Genomic DNA, 22,879 nt, shown 5'->3' with positions numbered 1-22,879 from the left:
GTGACGAAACAGTGACATCGTCAGAAAACGCGGTCGGAACAGCGATAACCGCTCGACCGCCGACCTATCGTGATAGCCGTGCATGACGTCTCCGAGGTCGCGACTACTGATCCGCCGCGTGTCCGCAGCCGCGGCGACCTGATCGGCGCGGGTATTGCCGCCGCGTTGGTCACGACGGCCTTTGTGGTACCGCGAATTGCCAGCGAACAGTGGCGGAGCACGCTCTATGCCGCCGCCGCGCCGATATTCGGTTCCTGGCTGCCGCACGTCGGTTGGGGCAGCGGCCCCGCGATCGTCCTCGCGGCGCTCGTCGTCGTCCGCGGTCCGGCGCTGGCCCGGCGCCTACCGTGGCGGCCGCTGCTGGCGATCTCGTGGATCACCGCGCTCGGCTGGACGTTCTCGCTGGCGATGATCGACGGCTGGCGGCGCGGATTCACCGCGCGGTTCAACGATCCCAACGAATACCTACACGAGGTCGGCGGCGTGACCGACATCGGCGTGCTGCTGCGCGAATTCTCCGGCCGCATCCTCGATTTCCAGCCGGACTCCTGGACCACCCACGTGTCCGGGCATCCGCCGGGCGCACTGCTCTTCTTCGTGCTGCTGGATCGCATCGGACTCGGCGGCAGCGCCTGGGCGGGCTTGGCGTGCATGCTGATCGGCACCAGCGCGGTGGTCGCGGTCGCGGTCGCGCTGCGAGCGCTCGGCAACGAGGATCGAGCACGGGCCGCGCTACCGTTTCTGGCGCTCGCGCCCGCCGCCGTCTGGATCGCCGTTTCCGCCGACGCGATGTTCGCCGGGGTCACGACGTGGGCGGTCGCGTTGCTCGCCCTCGCGGCCCGGCCGGGCGGGAGTTACGCCGCGGCGATCGCAGCGGGACTGCTGTTCGGTTTCGGCATCTATCTGAGTTATGGGTTGACGTTGATGGCGATCCCCGCGGCCGCGGTAATGCTTGCGGGCCGGACCTTTCGGCCGCTGCTGCCCGCGCTGGCCGGTGCGCTGGTGGTGGTCGCGGCGTTCACCCTCGCCGGATTCTGGTGGCTGGACGGCTATCACCTGGTGGTCGAGCGCTACTACCAGGGCGTCGCCAAGAACCGGCCGTATTCGTATTGGTGGTGGGGCAATCTGGCCGCGACCGTCTGCGCGGTCGGCCTCGGCACCGCCGCGGCGCTGCATCGCGCGTTGTCGCCGCGCCTGCTGCGTGCCCTCGATCCGACGTCGCTGCTGGTCGCCGCGGGCGCGTGTGCGATCCTGGCCGCGGACATCAGCGGGCTGAGTAAGGCCGAAACCGAACGCATCTGGTTACCGTTCGATATGTGGCTGCTCGCCGCGCCCGCTTTCCTGCCGCGGTCCAGCGTCCGCGGCTGGCTCGCGGTGCAGAGCATCGGAACGCTGGTGCTGGCTCATCTGCTCCTGACGAATTGGTGAAACGATGACCATCCTGATCGCCGACGACGATCCCGTTGTCCGGGACGTGGTGCGACGCTACCTCGAACGAGACGGCCTGACCGTCCGCGAAACCGCCGACGGCCCATCGACTTTGGCGGCGCTCGCGGACGCGGGCGATCAGCTCGAGCTGGCCGTGCTCGACGTGATGATGCCCGCGCCGGACGGCATCGAGATCTGCCGCGCGATCCGCTCGGGGCCGCGCCCGCAGACCCCGGTCATCCTGCTCACCGCACTCGGCGACGAGGACGACCGGGTGCTCGGGCTGGAGGCGGGCGCCGACGACTACGTCACCAAACCGTTCAGTCCCCGGGAGCTCGCACTGCGGGTCGCGTCGGTGCTGCGGCGCACCAAGGTGGTGCGCGAGGACACCGCACCGACGCTGCGCGACGGTGCGATCGAGGTGCGTCCCGCGTTCCGGCTCGCGCTGGTCGACGGCGGGCCGGTGGACCTCACCCCACGCGAGTTCGATCTGCTTGTCTTCCTGCTCCGGCATCCGCAGCAGGTGTTCAGCCGCGAACAGCTGCTCGCCAAGGTGTGGGGCTGGGACTTCGGCGACCTGTCCACGGTCACCGTGCACATCAAGCGATTACGCGCGAAACTCGGCGCCCGCCACCGCATCGAGACGGTGTGGGGTCGCGGGTACGCGTGGGCGCGCACCGAACCGGGAAATGGAGCCGTCGATGCCTGAGGACACCACCCAGCTGATCCTGTACTCGCTGGCCTGCTCGGTGCCGGTGGTGTTGATCGGCGCGGTGATCCTGCGCGCCACCAGAAATCGCTCGGTGACCACGAGTATGGCTGTGCTGGTGTTGATTCCGACGCTGTCCACCCTCGCGGGCATCATCGGCGTCAGCGGCCTGATGTTCACCGAGCAACTCCAGCGCACCGCGGTGGTGCTCGGCATCGTCGCGGCGGTCACCGTGCCGGGAGCCGTCCTGCTCGGCCGCGAACAGGCTCGGAAGATGGTCTGGGAGAAGCAGATCCGCGAGCAGGAGCGGGCGGCCGAGAAGTCGAGGCGCGAGCTGGTCGCCTGGGTGAGCCACGATCTGCGTACCCCGCTGGCTGGCATTCGCGCGATGGCCGAGGCGCTCTCGGACGGCGTGGTCAGCGGGCAGGCCGATGTGGCGTCCTACGCCGAGCAGATCGGCATCGAGACCAACCGGCTGTCGCGGATGGTCGACGACCTGTTCGAGATGTCGAAGATCAACGCGGGTGCGTTGCGACTCGAACTGGAACCGGTGGATCTGCGCGAGCTGATCGACGAGGTACTGGCCGCGAACCGGCCGACCGCCGAACGTGCGCGGGTCGCGCTGCGGGCGGAGCAGCCGGACGGCCGAATCGTGGTGGCGGCCAACGATCAGGCGCTCGGCCGGGTGCTGACCAACCTGGTGTCCAACGCCATCGCGCACACGCCGCCCGGCGGTGAGGTCGCCATCTCGGCGGGTGCCGCCGACGGTCAGGCGTGGGCCAGGGTCGACGACACCGGGCCCGGCATCGCCGAGGCGGATCTGCCGCGGATCTTCGAGGTCGCCTACCGCGGCACCGCGGCCCGTTCGCCGGTCGCGGCCGACGGCGTGCCCACCGGCAGCGGAATGGGATTGGCGATCGCGGCCGGTCTGGTCGAGGCGCATCGCGGCGACATCACCGCCGAGAACCGGCCCACCGGTAGCCGTTTCGAGGTTCGCCTGCCGCTGTCGGGCAACTGAGCGCGGATCACAAGGTGGGCGCACAGACCCCCGCGCTACCGCGTAGCGGCGCGAAGGCGAACTCGGTCAGGCCGTCGACCGGATCCACCCGCGCCGCGAAACCCAGCGCGCGCCTGGCCCGGTCCGGATCCGCGACCACGTGGCGCACGTCGCCTGGGCGATAGCGCCCCGTCACCACCGGGTCCGGCCCACCGCGCGCCGCCGCCAGCGTGACCGCGACCTCCAGGATGGTGATGGGACGCCCGGAGGAGACATTGAGCGGGACGAAGCCGGGCAGCGGCTGCTCCACCGCGGCGAGGTTGGCCGCGGCGATATCGGTGACGTGCACGAAATCCCTTGTCTGCCCGCCATCTTCATAAACCTGCGGCGCATCTCCGGCTTCCAGCGCAGACCGGAAGATCGCCGCGACCCCGGAATACGGTGTGTCCCTCGGCATATCGGCGCCGTAGACGTTGTGATAACGCAGGGCGGTCACCGACGATCCGGTCACCGCCGCCCAGGCCGAAGCGTAATTCTCCTGTGCGAGTTTGCTTGCCGCGTACAGGCTGCGAGGGCGCAACGGCGCATCCTCGTGCACCGAATCCCAGGTGAGTATCTCGCCGCTGTCCGGGCAGCGGTACTCGAACATGCCTGCGGCCAAGTCCTCGGTCCGGCGAACACCGACTTCGACCGGCCCGCAACGCTCGCCGCGATAGCGACCCTCGCCGTACACGACCATCGAGGACGCGAGCACCAGCCTGCGGCAGCAGGCACGATCCATCGCCGCCAGCAACACCGCGGTCCCGAAGTCGTTGTGACTCGCATAGGCGGGCGCGTCCTGCGCACTCACCCCGTTGCCGACCACCGCCGCCTGATGGCAGACGACATCGACGCCGCACAGCGCCGTATCCAGGGCCGCGCCGTCGCGAACATCCACCCGCTCAACGCCTTCCGGGGCCGACGCGTCCGGCCCGTGCGCCGCGGACACCATCAGATCGAGCGAAATCACCTCGTGCCCGGCGTCGACCAGGTCGCGGCGGATGTGCGATCCGATGAACCCGGCCGCGCCGGTGAGCAGCACTCGCACGCCGATCACCCACGCTTCTTCGACTGCGGCCCGGCCTGGGCGACGATCACGGCCACTTTCGCTCGAACTGGCGTCATACCTTGATCGTGCCTGGTCCGAGCCCACTCCACGCCCGGCCACGCCGCAGCGTCAGACTTTCGTCATTCCTGCCTTGGGTCAGGCGACGCCCTCCCATGGCGCAGGTACACGGTGCCGACCGGCGTGACGTTCGGTGTGCCGTCAGCGTCCACCGACGCGATCGCGCAATGGCCGGTCGACCGTTTCCCGCGGGCGACGACTTGCCGGAATTCGTCCCAGTTTTGCTCGAGGGTCACCCGTCGGAGACTACCGATGCGCCGTGCTACCCGGACTCGGTGTCGTCAGCCGACTTCGGCGTGGCCGAAGTAGTAGGCCGAGGCGGCCAGGTATTGGCAGCATTCGGGGCCGTGGCCCGCGTGGGTGCTGCGGACGAATTGGGCGAGGTCCATGTCGAGATCCATGGGCTCGATCGTGCAGTCGCGGTGCTGTGTGCTCCACAGGTCCCGCATATCCAGCGATGTCTGCATGGTGCGCCTCCAGCCTGCGTCGTCTATCAGCCTGAAAAGCATGACCGAAATGCTTACATCGGTGGGGTACCCGATGCCGGGCTGTTCATACCAAGATCGTGCTCATCGGGTGATCAACTGCCAGTCGTCGGGTAGGCGGGCGGCGGTGACCTGCGCACCTTCCACCTCCAGGTCGACGGTGATCGGGCCGAGGCGCAACGCGGACAACGTGATTCGGCCCCACGCCGGTGGCACCAGCGGGCGCACGGTGATGGTGCGATTTGGCACGTCGGGGTCGAGGCCGAGGAACGCCCGCACCAGCAGCAGCGGAGCCGCGCTCGCCCACGCCTGCGGTGAGCAGGAGGTGGGGTACGGCACCGGGGTCGGGAACCGCGCGCGCGGGAAGCCGCAGTACAGCTCGGGTAGTCTGCCGTCGAAAGCCGTTGCGGCGTCCAGCAATCCGGTGGCGAGCCGGGTCGCCAGGTCGACCGCGCCCGGCACGTGCCGGTAGCGCAGCAGACCGGCCACCGCGATGGCGGTGTCGTGCGGCCACACCGAGCCGCAGTGGTAGCTCATCGGGTTGTAGGCGCCCATATTCGAAGCGAGCGTACGCAATCCGAACCCACTGTCCATCTCGGGGCCGGACAGTCGCTGCACCAGTTCGGCGGCGTGCGCGTCGCTGGCGATGCCGGACCAAAGACAGTGCGCCGCATTGCTTGTCAGCGCGTCGACGCGCCGCTTGCCCTTGTCGAGCGCGATGGCATACCAGCCGCGCTCGGGCAGCCAGAACTCTTCGCCGAACTTGCCGCGCAGCTGAGCGGCCTGATCACGCAGCTCCCCGGCGCGGTGCGAGTCGTCGAATGCCTCGGCGAGTTCGGCGCGGGCCAGCAGCGCGGCGTGCACGTAACCCTGCACCTCGCACAGCGCGATCGGCGCCTCGGTGACGTGGCCGTCCAGGTCGTTGACGCCGTCCCAGCTGTCCTTCCACCCCTGGTTGACCAGACCGCGATCGGTGGCCCGGCAGTATTCGACGAACCCGTCGCCGTCGCGGTCGCCGTATTCGCTGATCCAGTCCAGCGCCGCGTCGGCGGCGGGCAGCAGCTCTCTGATCGCCTCCGAATCCGCGCCCCAGCGATGACATTCGGCCAGCAGCATCACGAAAAGCGGTGTGGCGTCGACGGTTCCGTAATAGATGTTGCCGCCGAGCACCAATCCGCCCGCCGGGCCGCGGCGCATCTCGTGCATGATCCGCCCCGGCTCCTCCTCGGTGAGCGGATTAACGGTCTGGCCTTGCAGTTCGGCCAGCTGCTGCAGCGTGCCGAGGGCCAGGTCGACCTCGAGCGGCAGCGCCATCCACGCGGTCAGCAGACTGTCGCGGCCGAACAGGGTCATGAACCAGGGCGCGCCCGCCGCCACGAACGGTCTGTTCTCGCCGGAATCATCATGAATCTGCAAGGCGCCCAAGTCACTTTCGGTGCGCCGCAACACCTGGCTGAGTTCCGGATGCGACGCGGCCACATCGGTGGCGGTGTGCCGCCAGGCGGCGATCTTACGCCCGGGCGCGCTGACCCCGTAGTGCTCGCCCGGTGCCAGTGGCGCCTGGAACCGCTGGTTACCGAGGGTGGGCTGGGCGGTGATCTCGGTCTGCCAGACCTCGCCGACAGGTACCACCACGCGCCACACCAAAGCGCCCGGCAACACCGTGGGTTCGACCGTCGCCGACACCGAGAGTCCGCGCATCCGATCGGCCCGATCGTGGAACAGCAGCTCGCCCTCCGCCACCGTCACCTCGGACCGGCCGTTTCCGGCGCGCCCCTCCTTGACCGCGAACAGGTCGACGAAGTCGGCGTCGACATGCAATTCGAGAGTGACCGCGGTGGGCTCGCGGCCCATGTTCTCCAGCGTGAGCACCTCGTGCATGCCGTCTGCGACGATCCGCTCGCGCACCACGAGCAGCGTGCTGTCGGCCAGCCCGGCCGTCGGCGGTCTTCGCAGCACGAACCGTGCCGCGAACGCCTCCGGACTGAGCACCGAAAGTGGTTCCGGCGGATGGCCGTCCACCAGCAGCTCCCATCGGGACACCACGCGCGCGTCCCGGAAGAAGAGACCGTGCGGGCGGCCCGGCTCGACATCGCCGAGCCGGTTCGACAGGCAGAAGGTGCCGCCCTCCACCAGCGTCACCGAGCCCGCCCCACCGAAACCCGTTGGCTCACCGGAATTCAGTGGGGCGGGGCTGAGCGCGGCGGTGGGATCCGCCGTCACGCGAGTCCGCTCGCCGTGGCTTGCATCGGCACGGCCTGATCCTGGTACCAACGGAATCCGGTCCGCTTGCGCGCCCGCATCAGCTTGCGGTAGATCTGCTCGTAGCCGCGACCCAGCGTGTCGGCGCCGAAATTCGCTTCGACGTGCGCGCGGCAGGCGGCCGAATCCATGGTCTGCACCTCGGCGATGGCGGCGGTGAGTTCGGCCGGGTCGTCACACACGCGCCCGGTCACTCCGTCCACGATCACCTCGGACACCGCGCCGCCGCGCAACGCGACTACCGGAGTGCCGCACACCATGGACTCGATCATCACCATGCCGAAGGGTTCTTCCCAACGGATCGGGAACAGCAGGCACTTCGCTCCCGCCAACAGCTTTCGCTTCTCGGTGGCGTCGGCGAGGCCGAACACGTGATCCTGGTCGGTCAACAACGGGCGTACCTGCTCCTCGAAGTATTTGATCTCGGGCGGCTCGCTGCACTTGCCGGCAAGCACGAGCGGCATGCCCGCGGCGTGCGCGGACTCCAGCGCCAGATGCGGCGCCTTGCACTCGTTGAAGCGGCCGAGGAACAGCGCGTAGTCGTCCTTGTCGGCACGGAACGGCCACTCCTCGGGATGCAGAGCATTATGCACGCGCCCAGCCCAATTCAAATCCGGAGCCAGCTCTCGCTGCCGGTCGCTGATCGCGACGAGCGAGACCTCATCGCCCATTTCCCGGTAGTACTCATAGCATTCGCCCTCGACCGGCCCGTGCACCGTCACCACGGTCGGCAAGCCAAGTCCCCTATACGCCGGCGCGTTCAGCGGGCCCGCGAAGGTGTGCTCGTGCACGATGTCGATGCTGCCCGCGGCAGCCAGCTTCTCGACCGCCCGGCGCGCGCGCAGCGCGTGCAAGACCTCGGGGAACGGCTCGCCGAGCCGCTCGGGGCAGATCTGGTCCCACAGCGGAACGAACTTCGTCGCCTTGGTGCCCGGCTCGCCCGCGCCGAGCAGCGTCACGTCGTGTCCTCTGGCCACCAGCGAATCGACCAGATCGGCGACGACGGCCTCGACACCTCCGTATGCCTTGGGCGGCACGTCGAAGTAGGGCGGGACAACCATCGCGATCCGAAACCGGGAACCGCTGTGATCGATCGACAGCAAGTCCGACGTGGAAACCTGACCCGAACCCGACATGGGCAACTCGCTCATGACTCCACCTCGCTGGCGCTCGGCTCCGTCATGCGCGAGGGCGCACTGTGTTGTCGATTCGCTCGCTGACGCTCGCTCATTGACCCTCCTTCCAAAGGGCACACCATGCAGGACACAACCATTTGCTTTGGCACAACCAATAGCAATTCGCGCACACACCCAGCACTCGGAAGCGCAGGGCGCCGAGCCGGTGGCCGCCACGGCGGAGGGTGAAGCCGGTGCTGCACCGCCGGTCCGTAAGGCTTGGTTGGCCTGGTCGCTAGCCGCGCGATCAGGGGGGCCGCCAGTGATGTACCTCACCGGAGACTTCTCAAACCACGCAGTCGGATACGTTGCTGATCGATTGCCGAGATGCCCAGGTGGAGCGGCCTTTGCGAGTTTCAATCGAACATGTCTACGGGACTGGATATCCGCTCAGCCTTCGATAACGATCTTTCCGTCCTGACCGGGAACGACGAAAGTCAGCATGCGCTCAGCCTCGGCGCGCAGCTCTTCCGCGTCGACTGCGGACAACGGATGCCACGGAGTAACTCGAATAGTGCTGTCGTCCAAGGACCACCGGCCGTGCACGAAACCGTCGACCAGATACATCGGGACTCCGCCCGACGCCTCCTTGGCGATCCGCCGATGATCCTCCTCGCTGATGATCCGGCGCCGGTCCTTGTGGCCGAGTAGCGCATTGTCGAAGGCGGGCAGGAAGCGCACCGGCACCGGCAGATTCGGGTCGGCTAGCGGGGCCTCCGGCAGGTCGAAGAGCACCCGATGCTGGTCGTCGGTGAAAACGCGTAGGCGGGTGCGCATCTCGTCGACCACCTCCGCGAGCCGGGTGACACCGGCCCATGCCTGCATGTCGGCGACGGTGGCCGGGCCGAACGCGGCAAGGTATCGCAGGATCAGCGTCTCCGCGTGCGGTGTCGTCTCCATCGGCTCGCCGATCCATTCGTCGGCGAGAGCCACGGTGACCGAGCGGTTGCGCCATTTGCCCCATGCCCCCGTGACCGGGCTGTGCACCATGGGAACCAGCAGTTCGGCCGACTCGGCGAGCCTGCGCGGGTGCCTGCCGGGGAAGCGCTCGCCGAGCAGCGTGCCGAGATCGGCGCGGGACAGGATGCGCCCGGACAGCATTTCCCGGCCTGCGGCGGCGAGCTCGTCCAGATCGATGCCCTCGATCTCGTCGCGGTAATACGCGGCCTGCAGCGCCGCGTGCACGACCGGGCGCACCGTGGGGCGCAGCCAGCGGAAATCGTGCGCGTCGGCGAGGTGCACGGTGCGGCGGATCATGGCCGAGCGCACCAGCTTTCGTTCCCGCAGCAGCGCGGCCAAGTCGTCGTGCGCGAAGTCGGTGAGCCGGGTCCACATCCCCACATAGGGCCAATTCGGTTCTTGCCCCTGCACCGCGACCAGATGCCGCACCAGTTCCAACGGTGTCATCGCGACCCGCCGCGCCAGCATCTGACGCACCAGCAGGGTTCGGTTCAGCTCACGCAGCGATAGTTCCGTCATGCCTGACATCTTCGCCGATACCACCGACAGAACGGGGCCCTTCGGCAGTCAGTCCGCATACGTATACGTACAATTAACCTATGTTCGATCCCCTCACCCTGGCTGTCGGAGCCGGAATCCTCGGCGTCGGCTGGGCAGTCGGACGCTACGGCCACCGCGGCAACGCAGGCGGCAAGGCGATACGAAGCGTCGCGAAGTGTGGATGCGGGCACGACCTCGCCATCCACGACGCGCAGGCCGGCGAATGTCACGCCGAGGAGCGCCGATCCATCGCCCCCGCCACGTGGGAATGGGTCCGCTGCCCCTGCCGCCGCTACACCGGCCCCCTACCGGTCGAGGACTACTTCACCCGCCCGATGCTGCCCCCCACGGACTGACCCCCGATTCCGACCGAATGGGCCCTTCGGCCTGTCTGGCGGAATGAAGGGCGCCCTCGGTCGGGTGGGGTGGGTCAGTCCACGTCGGGCTGCATGCGCAGGGGGACGCCGATTCGGTTCCACAGGTTGATCATTGCGGTTACTGCGACCAAACCGGCGGCGGCGCCTTCGTCGAAGTGCTGCTCGACGTCGGCCCACACTTCGTCGCTCACGCCGTGGTCGCCGAGCTTGGTCACCGCCTCGGCGTAGCCGAGGGCGGCGCGTTCGGCGTCGGTATAGAGCGCGGATTCGCGCCAGGCGTTGAGTTGGAAGATGCGCTTTTCGGTTTCTCCGGCCAGCCTGGCATCGGTCGTGTGCAGATCGATGCAGTACACGCAGCCGTTGATCTGCGAGGCGCGGATCTTGACCAGCTCCCGGACCACCGGGTCCAGCGGGCCGCGGCGGATGGCGCCCTCGGCGGCGTACCACGCCTGGTACAGCTCCGGTGCGACCTTCGCCAGCTTCATCCGTGACACGTCGTCGTCCTTTCCTCGGTCTTCTCCTACACCAGATAGACGAGACAGGCCTGGAAAGTGTGACGCGCGCTCACGAATCCGGCAGACACCGGCCCGGGTCGGGCAGCTCCGCACACGGCGCGTTACCGTGCGCACGCAGCACATCCTTACCGGTCTGATCGACCAGGAAATGCAGGAAGGCCGCGGCCAGCGAGTCACCGGGCAACTCACCGTAGCTGTAGCCGTATTCCACACCCCAGAACGGGTAGGTGCGATTGATCGCCGCGTCGCGGTTCGCGGTGACGCCGTTGATCGCGACGGTCGGCAGGCCGGCGTCGACCGCCTCGGAGAACTCGGAATAGCCGATGGCACCGGGGATTTCGCCGACCGCCTTCTGCATGTCCCTGGTCACCTGGACATCGCACTGCGCTCCGGCGGAGGTCGCCGTGCCCTTGATCGCGGTACAGCTCACGTGCGTGCGGTCGGGCTGGCCGGCGCCGAGTAGCCTGCGCTCGAACGTGTTTCGGGTTCCGGAGCCGGGGATCCGATTCACCAGCACGACCGGCAGATCAGGGCCGCCCACGTCGCGCCAATTGCCGACCCGGCCCTGGTACAGGTCCCGGATCTGGGTTTCGGTGAGGCTCGGTACGCCGACATCCTTGTTGACGATCACGGTGAACAGCGACAAGGCCAGCGGGCGGTACATCAGCGTGGGATACCCGCTGCCCTTCGGACCGTCGCTGATCGCCAGCAGCGCCGAATTGTCCTTGCCCTCCTCGGCCAGCAGGTCCAGCCCACGCTCGGTGCCCTCGAAGCCGAACACGAATTGCGCTCCGGTGCACCGCTTCCCATACAGATCGGCGGCCTCCTGCACGACCGGCGCGAAGGCGGACGATCCGACAACGGTGAGCGTGCCCGAGGCACACTCCAGCGGGGTCGGTGACGGCTCGACCGCCGCGACGACGAGTTGCACGGCGATCACCAGCACCAGGAAAATGGTCAGCCCCAACATCATTCGGGGAATGCCGGTCTGGCTTCTGGTTTCCAGGACGCGGCCGCCCTTGATGCCGCCGGTCAGCACCGGAACGGGATACTCCCCCGTGCCCTCGGAGCGCTGCAGGATGGCCAGGATCTTGTAGTGCTCACCACGATTCAACGGCACCTTGGGCAGATCGATGACGCCGATATGCCCGGCCATGTCCTCGCGCACCGCGATGCCGGAGTCACCGTCCAGGCTGTCGGCCAGGCCGGGATCGCTGAGTTCGGTCACCGCCATGCCGATCACCAGGCGCTGCGGGAACCGCAGGTGCAGGCCGATCCGCGCCGGATCAGGCGCTTTGTAGTCGAGGGTGTCGATGGGGGTCGCGCCGCTGTTCTCGATGCGCACCAAGACAATCGAGAGATCCTTGAGATCCGGGCTCGCCCCGTCCAGCGCGGGGCGCAGCTGCGGCAGCACGCCGGGGAACACCGATTCGATCTCACCGGTGACGGGCGTGTCCATCTGCACGCGGTAGCCGAGGCGCTTGCGACCGACGATCACGAACTCGTACAGGAACGCACCGATCGGCACCGCGATACCGATGAGCGCCAGCACGATTTCAATAGGAAAATCGCCCAACGGTCAACCCACCCCCACAAGATCTGTCTGACAGCCATTTTCAGCCGCGATCAGCCATGATCCCCAGAACGGCAAAACTATTCGGCAACAGTTAGCCCGACGGCCATCACGCGCCGGGCGACTCGGTCCATGCCAGCAGGTCGGCCAGCGGCCAGGTGTTGATGACCCGTTCGGCCGCAACACCATTGGCGAGCGCGCGTTCGCAACCGTAGCCCTGCCAGTCCAATTGGCCGGGGGCGTGCGCGTCGGTGTCGATGGAGAAGTGGCAGTCCATCTCGACCGCGAGCTGGATCAGCCGGGACGGCGGGTCGCGGCGCTCCGGCCTGCTGTTGATCTCGACGGCGGTGCCGTAGGTCCGGCACGCCTCGAACACCATCTCCGCGTCGAAACTCGACTCGGGACGGGTGCCACGCCCGCCCTCGACGAGCCGGCCTGTGCAGTGGCCGAGTACGTCGACGTTGGGGTTGGCCACCGCGTAGACCATCCGCTTGGTCATCGTCGCGCTGTCCGCGCGCAGGTGCGAGTGCACGCTCGCCACCACGATGTCGAGTTCGGCGAGCAGGTCGGCCTGCTGGTCGAGGGTGCCGTCATCGAGGATGTCGACCTCGATGCCGGTGAGGATACGGAACGGCGCCAGGCGTTCATTGAGTTCGGCGACCACGTCGAGTTGCTTGCGCAGCCGGTCGGCGGACAGCCCGTTGGCGACGGTCAGGCGCGGCGAATGATCGGTGAGCGCGCAGTATTCGTGGCCGAGGGCGGCCGCGACACCCATCATCTCCGCGATCGGGCTGCCGCCGTCGGACCAGTCCGAGTGGGTGTGCAGGTCACCGCGCAGCCGCGCACGCAGCGGTTTACCCGGTGCGCCAATCGGTTTGGCCGCGTTGCGCAGGTCGAGCAGCGGCGGTGGCAGCACGCCGGCATACGACTGTTCGATCACGCCTGCGGTCTTCGGCCCGATCCCGGCGATCTCGCGCCAGCTGCGCGCGGTCCGGTGCGCCGCGCGCTCCTCATCGGACAGCTCCGCGACGATATCGGCGGCCCGGCGGTACGCCTTGACCCGATACGTTTCGGCGCGCGAGCGTTCCAGCCAGAAGCCGATCTCGCGCAGCACCTCCACCGGACCCGGCGTTGTCGTCGGGTCCGGCGCGCTCGAATCGTCTTCCGCCACCGCGGTTAACGAATCCTGCTGTATTTCATGAAGGCCACTCCGTCGTCGAACACTCGGCTGGTGATCACCCGGAACTTGGCCGCATCCGGCAGCCGTGGGCCCGCGCCGAACAGCGACTTACCGCGCCCGAGCAGCACCGGGTACAGCTTGAGGAAGATCTGATCGATCTCCGGCAGCAATTCCTGCGCCAGCTCGCCGCCACCGCAGAGCCAGATCCCGAGACCGTTGTCGCGCTTGAGCTCTCGCACCTTCGCCAGCGGGTCGGCGGCGATCAGCTCGACGTCGGGGTCGGGGTTCTCCGGCAGCGTCGTCGACACCACGTACTGCTTCAGGTGCGCGTACGGGCTCGAGGTGCCGGTACGTACGCCGAAATCGTGTGTCTTGCGCCCCATCAGCACGGTGTCGAAGTAGCGGTTGCGCTTGTCGATGCCGATCGACTCGCGCACCTTGGTCGGCAGCGTCTCTGGGTATTGCGCGGTGATCGCAGGCCCATGGTCGCCACCGACCGGGAAGAAATCGACCGATCCGTCCTCGGTGGCGATGTATCCGTCGATGGTCGACGCTACGTAATACGTGAGCTTGCGCATGTGTCCTTCCTCCACGGCCGGACCGACTTCCCGAACCGCCTACCTAGAAAGGTAGCTCGCGTCCGCTAACGACGGCGAGGCTTCGGCTGGCACCGCGGGCAAGAATACGAGGAACGATTCATGAACTTTTCCCGCTGCACCGGGGCGCCGCAGCGACGGCACGGCTCGTCCTCGCGACCATAGACGGCGAGTGATCGTTCGAAGTAGCCGGATTGGCCGTTGACGTTCACATACAACGCGTCGAACGAGGTGCCACCTGCCGTGAGCGCCTCGCCCATGACCGCGCCCACATCGGCGAGCAGGCCACGCACCGCGGGACGGGACAGGCCTGCGGCGATGCGGCTGCCGTGCAGCTTTGCGCGCCACAGGGATTCGTCGGCGTAGATGTTGCCGATGCCGGAGATGACGCTCTGATCGAGCAGCACGCGCTTGATCTCGGTCTGCTTGGCACGCACCGCGGTAACCACGGATTCGGCGTCGAAGCGCGGATCCAGCGGGTCGCGGGCGATGTGCGCGACCGGCTCGGGCACCAGGGTGCCGTCCACCTCGACCAGCGGCGCGAGCGCCCAGCCGCCGAACGTGCGTTGGTCGACGAAACGCAGCTGGGTGCCGTCATTCAGGGTCGCGCGAATATGCGCGTGCTTCTCCAAGGGCGCGTCGGCGGGCTGCACGAGCAGCTGCCCGCTCATACCCAGGTGCACGACCAGCGCGGTGTCCGGCTCGTCGAAGGTGAGCCAGAGATACTTGCCGCGCCGCTCGGCGGACTCGACTTTCCAGCCGGTCAGCCGCGCCGCGAGATCGGCGGAGCCCTCGAGGTGGCGTCGCACCGAGCGGGGATGGGTGATCGCGACCGACTCGATGACGCGACCGACCACGTGCTCGGCGACGCCGCGCCGGACTACCTCTACCTCCGGAAGTTCAGGCACGATCAGGATTCGGCGGTCAGCGCCTGGTAGGCGGTGCCCGCGGCCTTCTGCTCGGCTTCCTTCTTGGAGCGACCGACGCCCTGCCCGTAGGCACGGCCGCCGACCACGGTGGTCGCGGTGAATTCCTTGTCGTGATCGGGGCCCGTCGAGGTGATCTCGTAGCTGGGCACGCCGAGACCGCGTTCGGCGGTGAGTTCCTGCAGGCTGGTCTTCCAGTCGAGGCCGGCCCCCATCCGGGGTCCGCGCTCGAGCAGGTCGGCGAACAGCCGCAGCACCACCTCACGCGCGACGTCGATGCCGTGCTCCAGGTGCACCGCACCGAGCAGCGACTCCATGCCGTCGGCAAGGATGCTCGGCTTATCCCGGCCGCCGGTGAGCTCCTCACCCTTGCCGAGCAACAGGTGCACGCCGAGACCACCCGCGCCGAGCTGACGCGCCACCTCGGCGAGCGCGTGCATGTTGACCACGCTCGCGCGCAACTTCGCCAGCTCGCCCTCGGACTTGTCCGGATGCTCGTGGTAAAGCCGCTCGGTGATGCTCAGCCCGAGCACGGAGTCGCCCAGAAACTCCAGGCGCTCGTTGGTCGGCAGGCCGCCGTTCTCATATGCGTACGACCGGTGCGTCAGCGCCAGGCGCAGCAGCTCCGGCTGCACCTCGACGCCGAGCGCCGCGAGCAAGCTCGCGTGTCCATCGGACGAGTCGGGTTCGTCAATCACGTCGATACGACAGGTCGAACTGCTAGACAGCTGCTGTGACCTGACGGCCCTTGTACGTGCCGCAGGACGGGCACGCGATGTGCGGCAGGGTCTTCTCGCCGCAGGCGCGGTTCGGGCAGGTGATCAGGGTAGGCGCGGTGGCCTTCCACTGGCTGCGCCGCGACCTGGTGTTGGAACGGGACATCCGGCGCTTGGGAACGGCCACGACTACTTCTCCTCTGTCATATTGCTTGCCATTTCGGCTGACTGGTCTGCTGCTGTGGCCGCACCCTGGTCGGGGCTGCCGTTGCCGGGCGATGCAGTGGCGAACTTCGCCAGCCCGGCCCAGCGAGGGTCAAGTATCTCATGCGAGTGGTCAGATCCCGCAATCGCCATCCGGACGCCACATTCCGCGCACAGTCCGGCGCAGTCGGGCGTGCACAGCGGCTGCAGCGGGAGCTCGATGCCGATCGCGTCGATGATCACCGGTTCGAGGTCGATCGTGTCGTCGATCATCCGGTAGGAGTCGTCGTCATCGGTGGTCTGCTCGGTGGTGCTGTTCGGGTAGGCGAACAGCTCGGTGATGTGCACATTCACCGTGTCGGTGAACGGCTCGAGGCAGCGTGAGCACTCCCCCTCGATCGGCGCGCTCGCCGTTCCGGTGACGAGCACCCCCTCGGAGACCGCCTGCAGCTGCAGGTCGAGCTCGAGCTCGGCACCCACCGGGACAGCGACCAGATCGAGCCCGATCCGCTCGACGGTGCTGATGGTGCGCTGGAGCTCACGCATCGTCCCGGCCCTGCGGCCGAGACTGCGGACGTCCAGCACGAAGGCCGCGTCGGGCTCTCGGCGCGCGACCGAGCCTTTACGCGGGGCAGAACTGGCACCGGCGGACATCACGAACTCACTTCACTATCGAGGGGAATGGGCAACCACACCACGATACGCGAGCGTTCGCGTCGACCCAAATGCGACAGCCGGGTCAGCGGCGGTAGTCGGCGGCGTAGTCAGGGGCGCCCGCGCCGGAGCGGAGCTGGTGGCGGCCGCGGCCGACGGTGCGCAGGGTGTTGCTCAGGGTCTCCTCGAAGTCGGCGAGCTTGGAATCGACGTAGACGTCGCATTCCTCGCGCATCCGGTCGGACTCGCCGTGCGCGGCGTCGATCACCCTGGCGGATTCGGCGTGCGCGGCACGCACCACCTCGGTCTGCGAGACCAGGCGGTCCCGCTCGGCCTCGCCCTCGGCGACCGAGCGGTCGTAGGAGGCCTTGCCCGCGTCGATCATGCGCTCGGATTCCAGGCGGGCCCGGCCGGTGACGGCCTCGAATTCGGCGTTGCCGTCGGCGACGACCCGGTCGGCCTCGGCCTGGGCGGTGCTGACGAGATGGTCGGCATGCGCGCTCGCCTCGGCGACCATCCGGTCGGCATGCGCCTTGGCGTCGGCGAGGATGCGGTCGGCCTCCTCGCGGGCGGCGCCGATGGTGTGGGCGGCCTGCTCGTTGGCGCCGGTCACCGTGACGTCGGCGGCCGAGCGGGCATCCGAGACGATCTTGTCTCTGATGTCGAGCACGTCCTGGGCATCGTCGAGCTCGCCCGGCAGTGCGTCGCGCACGTCGTCGAGCAGTTCGAGCACGTCGCCGCGCGGCACGATGCAGCTGCGGGTGGGCGGAATGCCACGCGCCTCCTCGACGATGGCGACCAGCTCGTCGAGGGCTTCGAATACGCGATACATGCTGACTACCCACTCTCCTACGACTCAATGGCGAACTGTCCGCCGAGACCAAGTGTGCCCCTCATCACGGCCTGTGCCGAGTCACCCTCCGGTGTGTCGGCACAGTGTCTTGTACGCCACACAAATCAAGTGGAGGATCTGTCTCCGCTTCGTGTTATCGTCAAAAGGAAGATCGACAAGGTCTTCATCCCGAGCGCGGCCCCCACCGGGACCGCGGGATTGTGGAAGCCAGAGGGAAAGGGCTACCCGGTCCGCCGAGTGTTGACAGATCCCGACTGTGTGAAGCGGGACCTATCAAGAGTCGGCGGGAAGGAAGCGATCACCGTCGCTGTTGTCCCCACCGAAGGCTTGAGTTCGATCGGAAAAACAATGACTGTTCTGGATCTACAGAGATCGGCGGGAGTTAGCACCACCAGCTACTTCATGCCGTGGGTAGGCCCGTACCCGGTGCTCAACGCACCGCCGGCGGCGGCACGGTTCGAGCAGTTGATGACGTACCTGCGCGGCGACCGCGCCTTCGCGCAGCTGATTCGTTTCGCGCTGGTCGGTGGGTCCAGCAATATCGCCTACGTGCTGCTGTTCTTCGCCATGCACGGCATCGGCCCGCTGCTCGCCAACGTGGTCGGTTCGATCGTCAGCACGGTGATCGCCAACGAGCTGCACCGCCAGCTCACCTTCCACGCCAGCGGCCGAGTCGGCTGGTTCACCGCACAGTGGGAAGGCGGCGGCCTGGCCCTGGTCGGCCTCGCCATCACCACCGCGGGCCTGGCGGCACTGGACGTCTGGGCCCCGACCATCGGCGGCACCGCGGAGGCAACGGCCATCCTCGGCATCACCGCGGCCGTCGGCGGCATGCGCTTCCTGGCCCTGCGGGGCTTGGTCTTCTAGGCTTGCCCGCCTCTCCGCGTATTAAGGCCAGACCAAGTGCCACGGGGAGTGACGTTGGCGGCCGTCGGTAGACGAGCCGGCCGAGTTGGCTAGTACCCGGCGAGTTACCCATGTGCTCACGAGATCAGTTGTCTCGTGAGCACATCGGGTATCAGCCACGTCGCTCGGCGAGACGGGTGAGCAGGCGCTTGTGCACGGACGGGGGGAGCATGTCGGTGACGTCGCCGCCGAAGGTCGCCACCTCCTTGACCAGCGAGCTGGACAGGAAGCTGAGGGCGGGGTTGGTGGCGATGAAGAAGGTGTCGACGCCGGAGAGCTTCTTGTTCATCTGGGCCATCTGCATCTCGTAGCCGAAGTCGGTCGCGTCGCGCAGGCCCTTCACGATGGCCGTGATGCCCTGCTCCCTGGCGAAGTCGACCGTCAGGCCGTACCAGGACTCGATCCGGATGTTGGGCAGGTGAGCGGTCGCCTCGCGCAGCATCTCCATGCGCTCGTCGACGGTGAACATGCCCTGCTTGTTCTTGTTGATATTGACGGTGACAACGACCTCGTCGAACTGGGCCGAGGCCCGCGCGAAGACGTCGATGTGTCCGTTGGTCACGGGGTCGAAGGACCCGGGACACAGTGCTCCTGCCATGGTCAGACGCTATCGTGCGGGCCGGTCGCGCGGCACGGAGGGTGCGCGAAACCACACAGCTAGTCGAAAGTCGCCATTTCGATGCGCGTTTCGCCGTACTTGCGCGGCTTCATCGCCGAATAACCCGCAGGCCATGCGATTTCCGGTGATCGACTGGACCGCTCGACGACGACAAGGGCGTCGGGGCGCAGCCAGCCGTCGGCGAGCGCCCGCAGGTCGTCGAGCACGGCGTCGGTGTCGACCGCGTAGGGCGGGTCGGACAGGACCAGGTCGAATTCTCCCGCGCCGCCGAGTGCCAGCACGCTCGCCACGGTCGCGAGGCGCAGCTCCGCGCCGGGCAGCCCGAGGTCGGCGATGTTGCCGCGCACCACAGCGGCCGCCTTGCGATCGGCTTCGACGAGCAGTGCGTGCGCGGCTCCGCGAGACAACGCCTCCAACCCGAGCGCGCCCGACCCGGTGTACAGATCGAGCACCCGGATGCCGTCGAAGTCGATGCGCGCGTCGAGCGCGCTGAACAGCGCCTCGCGAACCCGGTCGGAGGTCGGGCGGGTCCCAGCGGGCGGCACCCGCAGCCGCCGCCCGCCCGCCGTTCCGGCGACGATCCGAGTCATTCGGACTCGCGCACGGCCAGCTCGATCAGCAGGTCGCCACCCTCGACCTGCTGCACCTGGCCGATCGCGACCCGGCCGACGGTGCCAGCCCGCGGCGCGGTGATCGCGGCCTCCATCTTCATCGCCTCGATGGTGCCGACGGTGTCGCCCGCCGCGATCGCATCGCCCTCGGACACCGCCAACGTCACGACACCGGCGAACGGGGCCGCGATGTGACCGGCGTTGCCCTTGTCCGCCTTCTCCGCGGCGGGGATGTCGCTGGCGATGGAGCGATCACGAACGGCGACGGGACGCAGTTGGCCGTTGAGGATGCACATGACCGTGCGCATGCCGCGCTCATCCGGTTCGGAGATGGCCTCCAGGCCGATGAGCAGGACGACGCCCGGTTCGAGTTGGACCCGGTGTTCTTCGCCGTGGCGCAGGCCGTAGAAGAACTGGTTCGCCGACAGCCCCATGGTGTCGCCGTACTTTTCGCGGTGCGCGTTGAATTCGGCGGTGGGAGCGGGGAACAGGAGCCGGTTGAGGGTGGCTCGGCGTTCCTCGGAGGTGCCTGCGAGCCCGGCCTCATCGGCCGCGGTGAGCGGGGTCTCCGGCTTGGCCGCGCCACGTCCGGCCAACGCTCGGCTGCGGAACGGTTCGGGCCAGCCACCCGCGGGGGTGCCGAGTTCGCCACGCAGGAAACCGATTACCGAGTCCGGGATGTCGTAGCGGCCGGGGTCGGCGGCGAAGTCTTCGATATCGACGCCGGTACCCACCAGCGCGAGTGCGAGGTCACCGACGACCTTGGAGGAGGGGGTGACTTTGATCAGGCGGCCAAGGAGCCGGTCCGCGGCAGCGTATTTGGCTTCGACCTCCTCGAACCGGTCACCCAGACCCAGCGCGATGGCTTGCTGACGCAGGTTGGACAGCTGACCGCCGGGGATCTCGTGGGTGTACACGCGGCCGGTCGGCGCGGGCAGCCCGGACTCGAAGGGGGCGTACACCTTTCGCAAGGCTTCCCAGTACGGCTCGAGATCGCAGACATTCGACAGGTTCAACCCGGTGTCGTGATCACTGTGCGCCGCGGCGGCGACGATCGCGGAAAGCGCTGGCTGACTGGTAGTTCCGGCCATCGCGGCACTGGCGCCGTCGACGGCGTCGGCACCGGCCTGCCACGCCGCCAGATAGGTGGCGAGCTGCCCGCCGGGGGTGTCGTGGGTGTGCACATGGACGGGCAGGTCGAAGTTGCTGCGTAGCGCGGTGACCAGGGTGGCGGCCGCGGGAGCACGCAGCAGTCCGGCCATGTCTTTGATCGCAAGGACGTGCGCGCCCGCGTCGACCATCTGCTCAGCGAGTTTGAGGTAATAGTCCAGGGTGTAGAGGGTTTCGTCGGGGTTGGACAGGTCCCCGGTGTAGCTCATCGCGACTTCGGCGATGGCGGTACCGGTTTCCCGCACCGCGTCGATCGCCGGGCGCATCTGATCGACGTTGTTGAGCGCGTCGAAGATGCGGAAGATGTCGATACCGGTCGCGGTGGCCTCGGACACGAACGCCCGCGTCACCTGCTCCGGATACGGCGTGTAGCCCACGGTGTTACGGCCGCGCAGCAGCATCTGCAAACAGATGTTCGGCACGGCTTCGCGCAAGGCCGCCAACCGCTCCCACGGGTCCTCGTACAGAAACCGCAGCGCCACATCGTAAGTCGCGCCACCCCACGCCTCGATCGACAGCAGTTCGGGGGTCAGCCGGGCCACGTGCCCGGCGACACCGAGCAGCCCTTTGGTGCGCACACGAGTGGCCAGCAGGGACTGGTGCGCGTCACGGAAGGTGGTGTCGGTGACGCCAACGGCCTTCTGCGCACGCAACGCCTGCGCGAAACCCTCAGGGCCCAGCTTCAATAGACGTTGCCGGGAGCCATCCGGCGGCGGCACCGACAGATCGATGGCGGGCAGCTTGTCGTGCGGGTATACCGTCGTCGGCCGCTCGCCGTGCGGCTTGTTCACCGTGATGTCGGCCAGATACGTGAGGATCTTGGTACCGCGGTCCGCCGACCCACGCTGGTTGAGCAGCTCCGGACGCTCATCGATGAAGGACGTGGTGACTCGCCCCGCCTTGAAGTCCGGGTCGTCGAGCACCGCGAGCAGGAACGGAATGTTGGTGGTAACACCGCGAATTCGGAACTCGGCGAGCGCACGCTGGGCTCGCGACACGGCGGCGCCGAAGTCGCGACCACGGCAGGTGAGCTTCACCAGCATCGAGTCGAAGTAGGCGCCGATCTCCGCGCCGAGGTTGGCGCCGCCGTCGAGCCGGATGCCCGCGCCGCCCGGCGTGCGGTAGGCGGTGATGCGCCCGGTGTCGGGGCGGAAGCCGTTGTTCGGGTCCTCGGTGGTGATCCGGCACTGCATCGCGGCACCGCGAATGCTGACCGTTTCCTGACTGAGCCCGAGCTGTTCGAGGGTCTCCCCCGCCGCGATCCGCATCTGCGACTGCACCAGGTCCACGTCGGTGATCTCCTCGGTCACCGTGTGCTCGACCTGGATGCGCGGGTTCATCTCGATGAAGACGTGCTTGCCGCGCTCGTCGAGCAGGAACTCGACGGTGCCGGCGCAGCTGTAGCCGATCTCCTTGGCGAAGGCCACCGCGTCGGCGCAAATGCGGTCGCGCAGTTCGGGATCCAGGTTCGGCGCGGGCGCGAGCTCGATCACCTTCTGGTGCCTGCGCTGCACCGAGCAGTCCCGCTCGAACAGGTGCATCACGTTGCCGTGCTGATCGGCCAGGATCTGTACCTCGATGTGGCGCGGGTTCACCACGGCCTGCTCGAGGAACACGGTCGGATCGCCGAACGCCGACTCGGCCTCGCGCGACGCGGCCTCGATGGACTCGCGCAGATGCTCGGCGTCGGCGACCCTGCGCATGCCGCGCCCGCCGCCGCCGGCCACCGCCTTGACGAAGATCGGGTAGTCCAGCTCGTGCGACGCGGCGAGCAGCTCGTCCACGTCCGCGGACGGCGCGCTGGAGCGCAGTACCGGAAGCCCCGCGGCCTTGGCCGCGGCGATGGCGCGTGCCTTGTTACCCGCGAGCTCGAGCACCTCGGCCGACGGGCCGATGAAGGTGATGCCCGCGCTGGCGCAGGCCGCAGCTAGGTCGGGGTTCTCGGACAGGAAGCCGTAGCCGGGGTAGACGGCGTCGGCGCCCGCCGACTTGGCCGCGTCGACGATCGCGTCGACCGATAGATACGCCCGGACCGGGTGACCCTGTTCGCCGATCTGGTAGGACTCGGCCGCCTTCATCCGATGGACCGAATTGCGGTCCTCGTACGGGAAGACGGCTACCGTCCCCGCGCCGAGTTCGTAGGCCGCGCGGAAGGCCCTGATGGCGATCTCGCCGCGGTTGGCAACCAGAACTTTGGTGAACATGGGCCTAAGGTACCCGGACCCAACCGCCGCACAGACACGGAAGGGGCCTTCGCA

General features: G+C 67.9%; 23 protein-coding genes. 5 read left to right on the top strand and 18 right to left on the bottom strand.

Features of this window, described 5'->3' with window-relative positions; translation table 11 throughout:
* The first annotated feature begins 78 nt into the window (after nucleotides 1-78).
* From ACIA8C_RS28145 to ACIA8C_RS28135, 3 genes are read left to right on the top strand one after another with little or no spacing between them, the layout of a single operon-like run.
* The gene (locus ACIA8C_RS28145) at nucleotides 79-1,428 is read left to right on the top strand and encodes a hypothetical protein (protein ID WP_397139789.1); all 1,350 of its coding nucleotides are present in this window, start codon (nucleotides 79-81) and stop codon (nucleotides 1,426-1,428) included.
* Between the two features lie 4 nt (nucleotides 1,429-1,432).
* Complete coding sequence (locus ACIA8C_RS28140; protein ID WP_397139787.1) at nucleotides 1,433-2,137, top strand: response regulator transcription factor; 705 nt, start codon at nucleotides 1,433-1,435, stop codon at nucleotides 2,135-2,137.
* On the top strand, nucleotides 2,130-3,155 hold the full coding sequence (locus tag ACIA8C_RS28135) for a sensor histidine kinase (protein ID WP_397139785.1): 1,026 nt from the start codon (nucleotides 2,130-2,132) through the stop codon (nucleotides 3,153-3,155). Before ACIA8C_RS28140 ends, ACIA8C_RS28135 begins: the two co-directional genes overlap by 8 nt.
* Nucleotides 3,156-3,162: 7 nt before the next feature.
* On the opposite strand, the gene ACIA8C_RS28130 is transcribed toward ACIA8C_RS28135, so the two are convergent.
* The 6 genes from ACIA8C_RS28130 to ACIA8C_RS28105 form a co-directional block, all read right to left on the bottom strand.
* Nucleotides 3,163-4,230, bottom strand: coding sequence for an NAD-dependent epimerase/dehydratase family protein (locus ACIA8C_RS28130; protein ID WP_397139783.1), 1,068 nt, complete (start codon nucleotides 4,228-4,230; stop codon nucleotides 3,163-3,165).
* 131 nt (nucleotides 4,231-4,361) lie between these two features.
* Nucleotides 4,362-4,535, bottom strand: a complete 174-nt coding sequence (locus ACIA8C_RS28125; RefSeq protein ID WP_397139781.1) for a pyridoxamine 5'-phosphate oxidase family protein — start codon at nucleotides 4,533-4,535, stop codon at nucleotides 4,362-4,364.
* Between the two features lie 45 nt (nucleotides 4,536-4,580).
* Nucleotides 4,581-4,766 (bottom strand): hypothetical protein, encoded by a 186-nt coding sequence (locus ACIA8C_RS28120; protein WP_396992173.1) that lies wholly within the window; start codon nucleotides 4,764-4,766, stop codon nucleotides 4,581-4,583.
* Nucleotides 4,767-4,868: 102 nt separating this feature from the next.
* Nucleotides 4,869-7,007: a glycogen debranching N-terminal domain-containing protein gene (locus ACIA8C_RS28115; RefSeq protein WP_397139779.1), complete on the bottom strand. Its 2,139-nt coding sequence runs from the start codon at nucleotides 7,005-7,007 to the stop codon at nucleotides 4,869-4,871.
* Complete coding sequence (locus tag ACIA8C_RS28110) at nucleotides 7,004-8,182, bottom strand: glycosyltransferase family 4 protein (RefSeq protein WP_397140277.1); 1,179 nt, start codon at nucleotides 8,180-8,182, stop codon at nucleotides 7,004-7,006. Before ACIA8C_RS28110 ends, ACIA8C_RS28115 begins: the two co-directional genes overlap by 4 nt.
* Nucleotides 8,183-8,611: 429 nt before the next feature.
* A complete protein-coding gene (locus ACIA8C_RS28105; RefSeq protein WP_397139777.1) occupies nucleotides 8,612-9,700 on the bottom strand; it encodes a winged helix DNA-binding domain-containing protein in 1,089 nt (362 codons plus the stop codon).
* Nucleotides 9,701-9,780: 80 nt separating this feature from the next.
* Here ACIA8C_RS28105 and ACIA8C_RS28100 point away from each other — a divergent pair, with 80 nt between their 5' ends.
* Complete coding sequence (locus tag ACIA8C_RS28100; RefSeq protein ID WP_397139775.1) at nucleotides 9,781-10,077, top strand: hypothetical protein; 297 nt, start codon at nucleotides 9,781-9,783, stop codon at nucleotides 10,075-10,077.
* 74 nt (nucleotides 10,078-10,151) lie between these two features.
* Here ACIA8C_RS28100 and ACIA8C_RS28095 read toward each other — a convergent pair whose 3' ends face one another.
* The 9 genes from ACIA8C_RS28095 to ACIA8C_RS28055 form a co-directional block, all read right to left on the bottom strand.
* Entirely contained in the window at nucleotides 10,152-10,583 is a 432-nt protein-coding gene (locus tag ACIA8C_RS28095; RefSeq protein ID WP_397140275.1) for a carboxymuconolactone decarboxylase family protein, read from the bottom strand.
* Nucleotides 10,584-10,662: 79 nt separating this feature from the next.
* Complete coding sequence (locus tag ACIA8C_RS28090; RefSeq protein WP_397139773.1) at nucleotides 10,663-12,165, bottom strand: PstS family phosphate ABC transporter substrate-binding protein; 1,503 nt, start codon at nucleotides 12,163-12,165, stop codon at nucleotides 10,663-10,665.
* Nucleotides 12,166-12,295: 130 nt separating this feature from the next.
* Complete coding sequence (locus tag ACIA8C_RS28085; protein ID WP_397139771.1) at nucleotides 12,296-13,357, bottom strand: PHP domain-containing protein; 1,062 nt, start codon at nucleotides 13,355-13,357, stop codon at nucleotides 12,296-12,298.
* Nucleotides 13,358-13,362: 5 nt separating this feature from the next.
* A complete protein-coding gene (locus tag ACIA8C_RS28080; RefSeq protein WP_396992167.1) occupies nucleotides 13,363-13,944 on the bottom strand; it encodes a dihydrofolate reductase family protein in 582 nt (193 codons plus the stop codon).
* A gap of 65 nt (nucleotides 13,945-14,009) precedes the next feature.
* Complete coding sequence (gene mutM / locus ACIA8C_RS28075; RefSeq protein WP_397139769.1) at nucleotides 14,010-14,870, bottom strand: bifunctional DNA-formamidopyrimidine glycosylase/DNA-(apurinic or apyrimidinic site) lyase; 861 nt, start codon at nucleotides 14,868-14,870, stop codon at nucleotides 14,010-14,012.
* 2 nt (nucleotides 14,871-14,872) lie between these two features.
* Nucleotides 14,873-15,586 (bottom strand): ribonuclease III, encoded by a 714-nt coding sequence (rnc, locus tag ACIA8C_RS28070; protein ID WP_397139767.1) that lies wholly within the window; start codon nucleotides 15,584-15,586, stop codon nucleotides 14,873-14,875.
* A gap of 22 nt (nucleotides 15,587-15,608) precedes the next feature.
* Complete coding sequence (rpmF, locus tag ACIA8C_RS28065; protein WP_014987105.1) at nucleotides 15,609-15,791, bottom strand: 50S ribosomal protein L32; 183 nt, start codon at nucleotides 15,789-15,791, stop codon at nucleotides 15,609-15,611.
* Between the two features lie 2 nt (nucleotides 15,792-15,793).
* Nucleotides 15,794-16,462: a YceD family protein gene (locus ACIA8C_RS28060; protein ID WP_397139765.1), complete on the bottom strand. Its 669-nt coding sequence runs from the start codon at nucleotides 16,460-16,462 to the stop codon at nucleotides 15,794-15,796.
* A gap of 85 nt (nucleotides 16,463-16,547) precedes the next feature.
* The gene (locus tag ACIA8C_RS28055; protein ID WP_397139763.1) at nucleotides 16,548-17,294 is read right to left on the bottom strand and encodes a DivIVA domain-containing protein; all 747 of its coding nucleotides are present in this window, start codon (nucleotides 17,292-17,294) and stop codon (nucleotides 16,548-16,550) included.
* Nucleotides 17,295-17,663: 369 nt separating this feature from the next.
* Between ACIA8C_RS28055 and ACIA8C_RS28050 the strand changes: the two genes are divergently transcribed.
* Complete coding sequence (locus ACIA8C_RS28050) at nucleotides 17,664-18,182, top strand: GtrA family protein (RefSeq protein ID WP_397139761.1); 519 nt, start codon at nucleotides 17,664-17,666, stop codon at nucleotides 18,180-18,182.
* 151 nt (nucleotides 18,183-18,333) lie between these two features.
* Here ACIA8C_RS28050 and coaD read toward each other — a convergent pair whose 3' ends face one another.
* From coaD to ACIA8C_RS28035, 3 genes are read right to left on the bottom strand one after another with little or no spacing between them, the layout of a single operon-like run.
* A complete protein-coding gene (coaD, locus tag ACIA8C_RS28045) occupies nucleotides 18,334-18,819 on the bottom strand; it encodes a pantetheine-phosphate adenylyltransferase (protein ID WP_397139759.1) in 486 nt (161 codons plus the stop codon).
* A gap of 59 nt (nucleotides 18,820-18,878) precedes the next feature.
* Complete coding sequence (gene rsmD, locus ACIA8C_RS28040) at nucleotides 18,879-19,430, bottom strand: 16S rRNA (guanine(966)-N(2))-methyltransferase RsmD (RefSeq protein ID WP_397139757.1); 552 nt, start codon at nucleotides 19,428-19,430, stop codon at nucleotides 18,879-18,881.
* Nucleotides 19,427-22,825: a pyruvate carboxylase gene (locus tag ACIA8C_RS28035; protein WP_397139755.1), complete on the bottom strand. Its 3,399-nt coding sequence runs from the start codon at nucleotides 22,823-22,825 to the stop codon at nucleotides 19,427-19,429. Before ACIA8C_RS28035 ends, rsmD begins: the two co-directional genes overlap by 4 nt.
* Nucleotides 22,826-22,879: the final 54 nt, after the last annotated feature.

The organism is Nocardia sp. NPDC051321, assembly GCF_044455225.1.
Taxonomy (GTDB): domain Bacteria; phylum Actinomycetota; class Actinomycetes; order Mycobacteriales; family Mycobacteriaceae; genus Nocardia.
This window is presented reverse-complemented; position numbering and strand designations above follow the sequence as displayed.

Excerpts from the sequence above, each read along its gene's own strand:
- rsmD (WP_397139757.1), bottom strand. The coding sequence starts at position 19,430 with ATGACTCGGATCGTCGCCGGAACGGCGGGCGGGCGGCGGCTGCGGGTG.
- ACIA8C_RS28135 (WP_397139785.1), top strand. The coding sequence starts at position 2,130 with ATGCCTGAGGACACCACCCAGCTGATCCTGTACTCGCTGGCCTGCTCG.
- ACIA8C_RS28055 (WP_397139763.1), bottom strand. The coding sequence starts at position 17,294 with ATGTATCGCGTATTCGAAGCCCTCGACGAGCTGGTCGCCATCGTCGAG.
- ACIA8C_RS28060 (WP_397139765.1), bottom strand. The coding sequence starts at position 16,462 with ATGTCCGCCGGTGCCAGTTCTGCCCCGCGTAAAGGCTCGGTCGCGCGC.
- ACIA8C_RS28100 (WP_397139775.1), top strand. The coding sequence starts at position 9,781 with ATGTTCGATCCCCTCACCCTGGCTGTCGGAGCCGGAATCCTCGGCGTC.
- ACIA8C_RS28140 (WP_397139787.1), top strand. The coding sequence starts at position 1,433 with ATGACCATCCTGATCGCCGACGACGATCCCGTTGTCCGGGACGTGGTG.
- coaD (WP_397139759.1), bottom strand. The coding sequence starts at position 18,819 with ATGGCAGGAGCACTGTGTCCCGGGTCCTTCGACCCCGTGACCAACGGA.
- ACIA8C_RS28120 (WP_396992173.1), bottom strand. The coding sequence starts at position 4,766 with ATGCAGACATCGCTGGATATGCGGGACCTGTGGAGCACACAGCACCGC.
- ACIA8C_RS28050 (WP_397139761.1), top strand. The coding sequence starts at position 17,664 with ATGACTGTTCTGGATCTACAGAGATCGGCGGGAGTTAGCACCACCAGC.
- ACIA8C_RS28080 (WP_396992167.1), bottom strand. The coding sequence starts at position 13,944 with ATGCGCAAGCTCACGTATTACGTAGCGTCGACCATCGACGGATACATC.
- ACIA8C_RS28035 (WP_397139755.1), bottom strand. The coding sequence starts at position 22,825 with ATGTTCACCAAAGTTCTGGTTGCCAACCGCGGCGAGATCGCCATCAGG.
- ACIA8C_RS28095 (WP_397140275.1), bottom strand. The coding sequence starts at position 10,583 with ATGAAGCTGGCGAAGGTCGCACCGGAGCTGTACCAGGCGTGGTACGCC.
- ACIA8C_RS28110 (WP_397140277.1), bottom strand. The coding sequence starts at position 8,182 with ATGTCGGGTTCGGGTCAGGTTTCCACGTCGGACTTGCTGTCGATCGAT.
- ACIA8C_RS28105 (WP_397139777.1), bottom strand. The coding sequence starts at position 9,700 with ATGACGGAACTATCGCTGCGTGAGCTGAACCGAACCCTGCTGGTGCGT.